The 7,576-nt window shown below is 65.4% G+C and carries 5 protein-coding genes and 1 pseudogene; 1 reads left to right on the top strand and 5 read right to left on the bottom strand.

The window, feature by feature from the left end:
- The 5 genes and pseudogenes from A3764_RS03040 to A3764_RS03020 all read right to left on the bottom strand — a co-directional run.
- Positions 1-1,064 (bottom strand): annotated as a pseudogene (locus A3764_RS03040) (pyruvate, phosphate dikinase); the annotation flags it as partial.
- Between the two features lie 89 nt (positions 1,065-1,153).
- Complete coding sequence (gene glyS, locus A3764_RS03035) at positions 1,154-3,205, bottom strand: glycine--tRNA ligase subunit beta (protein WP_443069111.1); 2,052 nt, start codon at positions 3,203-3,205, stop codon at positions 1,154-1,156.
- A gap of 154 nt (positions 3,206-3,359) precedes the next feature.
- Positions 3,360-4,193: a DUF1206 domain-containing protein gene (locus tag A3764_RS03030; protein WP_067928502.1), complete on the bottom strand. Its 834-nt coding sequence runs from the start codon at positions 4,191-4,193 to the stop codon at positions 3,360-3,362.
- Between the two features lie 71 nt (positions 4,194-4,264).
- Positions 4,265-4,786, bottom strand: coding sequence for a DUF6446 family protein (locus A3764_RS03025; protein ID WP_067928505.1), 522 nt, complete (start codon positions 4,784-4,786; stop codon positions 4,265-4,267).
- Positions 4,787-4,831: 45 nt separating this feature from the next.
- A complete protein-coding gene (locus A3764_RS03020) occupies positions 4,832-5,770 on the bottom strand; it encodes a glycine--tRNA ligase subunit alpha (protein ID WP_067928507.1) in 939 nt (312 codons plus the stop codon).
- A gap of 155 nt (positions 5,771-5,925) precedes the next feature.
- On the opposite strand from A3764_RS03020, the gene A3764_RS03015 reads away from it, so the two are divergent.
- A partial coding sequence (locus A3764_RS03015) for a serine protease (protein WP_067951149.1) occupies positions 5,926-7,576 on the top strand: 1,651 nt, incomplete at its 3' end.

Genomic DNA, 7,576 nt, shown 5'->3' with positions numbered 1-7,576 from the left:
GTGGGTGACACCTGACGGTGCAACAGCTCCGTCAGCGTGCGCGGCTGTACCCGCATCACGGCCTCTTCGCGGGTGATGACCCCGTCCTGCGCCAGGGCAACGGCGATCCGTACCGCGGCACGGGAAGACCGCGCCACGCGCACCCCGTCGAGTATATGCAGCTTGCCATCCTCGATCACGAATTCGACCTGCATCTCTTCGCGCAGGCGCTGCCGCATCAGCGCGGCGTCCTCCTTGAGTTCCGCGAAGGCGTCGGGGGCCAGTTCCTCCAGCGAGGGGCCGCGCGGATCCCGCGTGAGGTAGAGCGCCGCGGCATCCCCTTCGAGCGCATCGCGACCTTGCGACTGGCTGAGGTAGCGGCCCGTGATCTGCGCCAGCCCGGTGGCACTGTCGATCAGTTGCAACACGCCCGATCCGCATTGCCCGGTGCCCACCCCGAACACCATCTGCTGGACGACCAGCCCCAGACCGGCATCGGCAGGCGCGCCCTTGGCCTGCCGCAACAGCCGGGCCGAGGTCCCCTCCCACGCGCGCGCCATCGAACGCAGCACGGCGGCCAGCTGCGTAGCGCGGTCCTGCGGAAATTCCTCTTCGGTCTCTGCCTCATAGGCCTGCAGCGAGGCACGCAGCGCATCGCGCCCGTCGCCCTGCACCTCGTCGAACATATCGGGATCGAGCCGGGCCACGTTCACGGCATAGGATTGCACGAAACGCGTATAGAGCGCGGCGGCGGGCCCTTCGCCGATGCTTTCGCGGAACTGGTCGAAACAGGCATCGTTCATGCCGATGTTGAGCACGGCCCCCGGCCCGCCCCAATCCGGATCCTGGCTGGAGGGGCGCACACACATGAGCGCGCCCTTGGGAAAAGCCCCGACAACAGCGGCGATATCGGGCATGTCCCCCTGCGCGATCCGGTGCACCGCATCGAAAGACAGCGCCACGGTAGGCGGCACAGGCAAATCCAGCCGCACCAGCCGCTGAAGGCATTTGGCACGGCCCCCATGAGTATCGTTGGCGATGGGCGCCGAGGGCGTCACAAGGACGATATCTGAATCATTCTGCACTGCAGCACCTTTCGGTTTCGGCGCAGCATAGGACAGATTGCCGGGCAGGCAAGAAAAAGGGGCCCGCTCCTACCGCAGACGCGGCGTTGTCAGCCCTCTATCCGGGTCAGATCCGCAACACCAAGGCAGATCGTGCGAATGCGGCTCAACAGGTTGAGGCGATTGCGCCGCACGGTGGCGTTGTCCGCGTTGACCTGCACCGCCTCGAAGAAGGCATCGATGGGCGCACGCAGGGCCGCCATGGCCTGCATCGCCGCCGCGAAATCCTCCTGCTCCAGTGCCGCCGCGATCTGGCCCTCGGCGGTATCCAGTGCAGAGAACAACGCGCGTTCTTCGTCCTTTTCAGCGAACTTCGGGTCGGCGCCGAAGGAATATTCCACGCCGTCCGCGCTCTCCGCCTGGGTCAGGATATTGTTGGCCCGCTTGAAGCCCTGCAGAAGGTTTTCGCCATCGTCCGTCCCCAGCACTTCGGAAAGGGCGCGGGCCCGTTTGACCAGTAGCGCGAGATCATCGTTCCCGGGCATGGCGATACAGGCGTCGATAACATCATGGCGGATGCCCTGATCGCGCAGGTAGACTTTCAGCCGGTCATGCAGAAAGCCCAGAAGGTCGGCCACATCCGCGGCGGCATCGCCCGTGCCCGTCGCAATGGCATCGCGCGCCTTGACAAGCGGACCGCCTTCGGAGGCGAGCGCGAGCTTCAGATCGTTTCCCAACACCAGCCGGATCACGCCCAACGCCGCACGCCGCAGCGCAAAGGGGTCTTTTGAGCCGGTGGGCTTTTCATCGATCGCCCAGAACCCGGCCAAGGTATCCAGCTTGTCCGCCAGTGCCACGGCGATGGTCACGGGTTCGGCTGGCACATCGTCCGACGGGCCGAGCGGCGCGTAATGGTATTGCGCTGCGTTCGCGACCACCTGCGGCAGGCCGGCGGCCTCGGCGTAATAACGGCCCATAAGTCCTTGTAATTCCGGGAATTCATAGACCATTTCAGACGACAGGTCCGCCTTGGCGATCCCTGCCGCCTGCTGCGCGCGTTCCGCATCGGCGCCGACCTGCGGCGCGATTTCGCGCGCCAGCATCGCGATACGGGCGATCCGTTCTGCCTGACTGCCCAGCTTGTTGTGAAAGGTTACATCCGCCAGCGGTGCGGCCATGGATTCAAAGCCCTCTGCGTGGACTTGGCGCAGGTCATTTTCCCAGAAGAATTTCGCATCCGACAGCCGGGCCGAAAGGACCTTTTCGTTCCCGGCTAGGATCGTGGCGCCGTCATCGGCAGTTTCCCGGTTCGCGACCGTGACAAACCGTTCGATCCGGCCCGTCTTGGGGTTGCGCACCGAAAAGAACTTCTGATGCTCCTTCATGGAGGTTTGCAGCACCTCGGGCGGAAGATCGAGGAACGCATCCCCGATCCGGCCCATCAGCACCACGGGCCATTCAACGAGGCCCGCAACCTCGGCCAGAAGGCCACGATCCTCGACCACTTCCATGCCGCTGGCAAAGGCCATGTTCGTCGCGTCGTTCCAGATGGTTTCGGCCCTGTCTTCGGCGCTGAGCACGACATGGGCGCGTTTCAGGCGGCGTTCGTAATCCTCGAACCCCGTGACCGCGAAACCGTCGGGTGCCATGAAACGGTGCCCCGCGGTCCGGTCGCCCGCCGCGATGCCGTCGATCTCCAGCGGGACGATCTCGGCTGTGCCGTCCTCTGCCGTAATGATGCAGAGGATGGAATGGAGCGGCCGCACCCAGCGCAGGGAGCCCGAACCCCAGCGCATGGACTTGGGCCAAGGGAAATTGCGGATGGTCCGTTCCAGCACCTCCGCGACAATCTCGGCTGCGGGGCGGCCCGGGCGTTCGATGCGCGCATATAGGACCCGCCCCTTGGGGGTGTCCCGTTCTTCCAACTGGTCCCGGTCAAGCCCCGCCCCCCGCAGGAAGCCTTCGATGGCCTTTTCCGGCGCATCCGCCTTGGGGCCCTTGCGCTCTTCCACGGTGGCGGGGCTGGCCTCCAACATGCCCTCGACCGCCAGCGTCAGACGGCGCGGCGTGGCGAAAGCGGCGGCATGGGCATAGGTCAGCCCTGCATCGACCATGCCATCGGTCACAAGTTTTCGCAGGTCCGCAGCCGCGCGGGCCTGCATCCGGGCCGGGATCTCTTCGGAAAATAGCTCTATCAGCAGGTCTGGCACATCCGCCCCCTCGTCTTGCCGCGGCGCGGCACATGTTCGGGGGGTTGGATAGCGAGGACGGCGGGGCGGGTCCAGCCCCCGCCGACCGATGGGCCCCTATGGCGGATCAGGAAAGCGCCCTGTCGGCGAGGGAGCGCACTTCGGGGCCGGCGAAGCGCGGGATGATGCGGTATTTCGCCTCTACGAAGTTGTAGAGCGCAAAGCCCAGCAGCCCCAGCCCCGCGATACCCAGCAGGATGCGCCCGAAGGCCGCTTCGCGGATGCTGTGCAGCGCCTGCCCCAGACCACCGGCCTGCGACGGATCGGCGGTCAGCGCCGCATACCCGAGTGACAGGGCGACGATCCCCAAGAGGATCCCGTAAACGATGAGCCCGCCTTTCAGCAGCGGTTCCGCCTTGCGCGTGGAACGCGATGCGCACAGATGCTCTTTGTATTTTCCGCTATAGCCCTTGTAGGCGTAGTAAATACCGGCGCCGAGCAGGATCAGCGCGCCCGCCGCGACGATATAACGCCCCATTGGCATGGCCATCAGCTTCTGGGTCCAGTCCTCAGCCGCGCCGCCGGATCCTCCGCCGGAACCACCGCCCATGGCGAGGCCGAAGACCGAAATGCCGATACCGCCGTGGATAAGACCCGTGACCACCTGCCCCGTCCGCGCCACAAGGCCCTTGCCGTCGGTTCCGTGGTCCTCGACGTCGGCGATGCCCGCGGTCACGCGCCAGACCATATAGGCCAGCAGCCCCAGCCCGATCGCCCAGAGCGCCGCGACGCCCAGCGGCTGGCCCCGCAATGTCGCCAGCGCGTCGCCCGTGCCCGAGGCCTGGGTGGAGGTGAAGGCCGCAAGAAGTGTCAGGTATCCCAACAGGATATAGATGAAACCTCGCGCGCCATATCCTGCGCGCATGATCCATTTCAGTCCGGTATGAGCTTCATCGGCCATTGCTGCGACACCCCCTTGGTTGTTGCAACATCAGCGTTTGAGCGCGGCTTTGGTTCCCGAAGGGTCCGGATTTACTCTTCCGGGCGGGGCGGACATTCTTCCCCGATGACGGTGCCGTCATAGCTTTTCTGGCCGCAGTCGTTCAGCTCATGCCAGACGTAGCCGCGCCCGGCTTCGGTGATCGCCACGACCCTGTCGACGCCGTAATCGATGTTCTTGCGCGACAGAAAGGCTTGCGCCGTTCCCGCATCCAGTTCCGCCGCGATTGCGGGGGCATCGAAACAATCGAACCAGCCGGGGGCGTTGCGCGGCTTGATGCCGTCCATCGTAACGAAGTTTTCCGCAAGCGCGGCAGGTTCGCTTTCGGTGGTGAAACAGGCGCGGTAGCGGATGGGCGAGCTGTCGGCGTCAATCGCGCGATAGCCGGACACCGCGATGGCCTGCGGTGCCTGCGTGGCCTGTGACACGAGCGTCAGCCCCTCGGGGTCCACCGCGACCTCTTCGTAGTAGCCGTACACCTGCAGGTAATAAACGGCGATACCCGCCACGAGGCCGGACAGAAGCAGCACCACACCGATGATCTTGCCGTTCATATGGTCCTCCCTAGCGGGTCTTCGACGCCTGCGGGGCTGCCGCCCTCACGCCGCATCGGCGCTCCAGCCGCCCGCCCTGGTCTGCACGAAGGCATCGGCGCACATCTTGGTCAGCGCCCTGACCCGACCGATATAGGCCTGCCGTTCGGTCACGGAAATGACGCCGCGCGCGTCCAGCAGGTTGAAGATATGGCTCGCCTTGATCGCCTGATCATAGGCGGGATGCGCCATGACGATGCGCTTGCCGGTTTTCGGGTCTTCCGCAGGCTGGTCCAGAATGGCGCGGCATTCCGCTTCCGCTTCCTCGAAGTGGCGCAGCAGCACCGCGGTATCGGCGGTATCGAAGTTCCAGCGCGCGTATTCCTCCTCCGTCTGGCGGAAGACATCGCCGTAGCTGAGCGGGATGGGCGCGTCGGGATCGTTGTAGGGCATGTCCATCACGTGGTCGACGCCCAGAACATACATCGCCAGCCGCTCCAGCCCATAGGTCAGTTCGCCCGATACCGGGTGGCAGTCGTGGCCGCCGACCTGCTGGAAATAGGTGAACTGGCTGACTTCCATGCCATCGCACCAGACTTCCCAGCCCAGCCCCCAGGCGCCAAGCGTCGGGCTTTCCCAGTCGTCCTCGACGAAGCGGATATCATGCAGGGCCATGTCGATGCCGATGGCTTCGAGCGAACCCAGATACAGCGCCTGAAGATCGGGCGGGCTGGGTTTGATGAGCACCTGGTACTGGTAATAATGCTGAAGCCGGTTCGGGTTCTCGCCATAGCGCCCGTCGGTGGGCCTGCGCGACGGCTGCACATAGGCCGCGGCCCAGGGCTGCGTGCCCAGCGAGCGCAGCGTCGTGGCCGGGTGGAAGGTGCCGGCACCCACCTCCATGTCATAGGGCTGCAGCACGGCGCATCCCTTGGCGGCCCAATAGGCCTGCAGGCGCAGGATGATCTCCTGGAAGGAGCGGGGCGTGGCCGGCGCGTCTGACATGAGGCTTCCTTTCGTCGATGCGCCATCTAACTACGAGCGCCAGCGGGGGGCGTCAATTCCGCGATTGTTACGAAACGCGACGCTTCAGCCATGGCGTTTGCACCGGTTTCCTGTTTATCTGCCCGCATTCTGTCACTACGAAAGTTCGCCGCCCCATGATGCGTTTTTGTATGGCCCTTCTGGCCGGTTTCTGCCTTTTCCTGCTGACCGCCACGGGGGATGCCCGCGCCCAGTCGGCGGACGATATCGTCTGGGTCCAGATCGAGGCACAGCCCAGCCTTGCCGAGGCGACCGAGCGCGCCCGCGCCTATGCGGCGGAACTTGAAGACGTGAGCGGCTTCGCGCTCGGCAGCGGGTGGTACGGCATTGCCGTGGGCCCCTACCGCCGGGATGACGCCCGGATCGTGCTGCGCACCTATCGCCGCGACGGCCTTGTGCCGCGCGACAGCTTCATCCAGCAGTCGGACCGCTTTCTGCAGCAGTTCTGGCCCGTGGGGTCCAACGTGCTGAACCGGGGCGTGATCGAACCGCCCGCCAGCGTCGATACGCCAGAGCCGACCGAAACGACGCAGGCCGCGGAAACGGCGGAAGAAACCCAAGTGACGGAGGCCACCCCCCAGCCCCCGGCCGACGAGACGCCGACAGAGGCGCAGCAGGGAGAACGTGCGCTTGATCCGCAGGAGCGGCGGGACATCCAGATCGCGCTCAAATGGGCAGGGTTCTACGACGCAGGGATCGACGGCGCATTCGGCCGAGGCACCCGCAACGCAATGGCCGCATGGCAGGACGCCAACGGCTATACGCAGACCGGTATCCTTACCACCCGCCAGCGCGCCGCCCTTCTGAAGCAGTACAACGCCGTGCTCGACGGGCTGGACATGGGGCCCGTGCGCGACGACCGCGCCGGCATCGAGATCGTGATGCCCCGCGCCGAAGTCGCGCTCGACGGGTATGAGCCGCCCTTCGCCCGCTACGACAGCAGCGGCAATCTGGGCGTTCAGGTCCTTCTGATCAGTCAGCCCGGCGATCAGGATGTGCTCTATGGCCTTTACGACATCATGCAAACGCTGGAGATCGTGCCCACCGAAGGGCCGCGCAGCCGCGACGGGAATTCCTTTGAACTCGTGGGCGAAAACGGCAGCATCGTGAGCCAGACACAGGTCTCGCTTGAAAATGGCCAGATCAAGGGGTTCACGCTGGTCTGGCCCGCCGGGGACGAAGACCGCCGCCGCCGTGTCATCGCCGAGATGTCCAAGAGCTTCACCCGTGTACCGGGGGTGCTGGACCCGACAGCCGGCAACCCTGAAAATCAGGCCATCGATCTGGTCGCGGGCCTGAAGATACGCCAGCCCAAGGTAGCGCGCAGCGGCTTTTTCGTGGATGGCTCCGGCATCGTGGCGACAACCGCCGAAGCGGTGGGTTCCTGTGGTCGCCTCACTCTCGACGATGATACCGAGGCGGATGTCATCGCCACGGATCAGGCGACGGGCCTTGCGCTGTTGAAGCCACGCAAACCGCTCGCCCCCCTCTCGGTGGCCGAATTCAGCACCTCCGTCCCGCGCCTGCAGTCAGAGGTGATCGTGGCCGGCTATCCCTATCAGGGGGTGCTGAGTGCTGCGGCCATGACATATGGCACGCTGGCCGACCTGCGCGGTCTTCAGGGCGAAGAGAACCTCACTCGGCTGACGCTCAAGGCCCAGCCCGGCGATGCGGGTGGTCCGGTGCTCGACGATCGCGGTGACGTGCTGGGGATGTTGCTGCCCAAGCCCGACGGCCCGCAGAAGCTGCCCGAAGACGTGAGCTTTG

The organism is Sulfitobacter sp. HI0129, assembly GCF_001635395.1.
Classification (GTDB): domain Bacteria; phylum Pseudomonadota; class Alphaproteobacteria; order Rhodobacterales; family Rhodobacteraceae; genus Sulfitobacter.
This window is presented reverse-complemented; position numbering and strand designations above follow the sequence as displayed.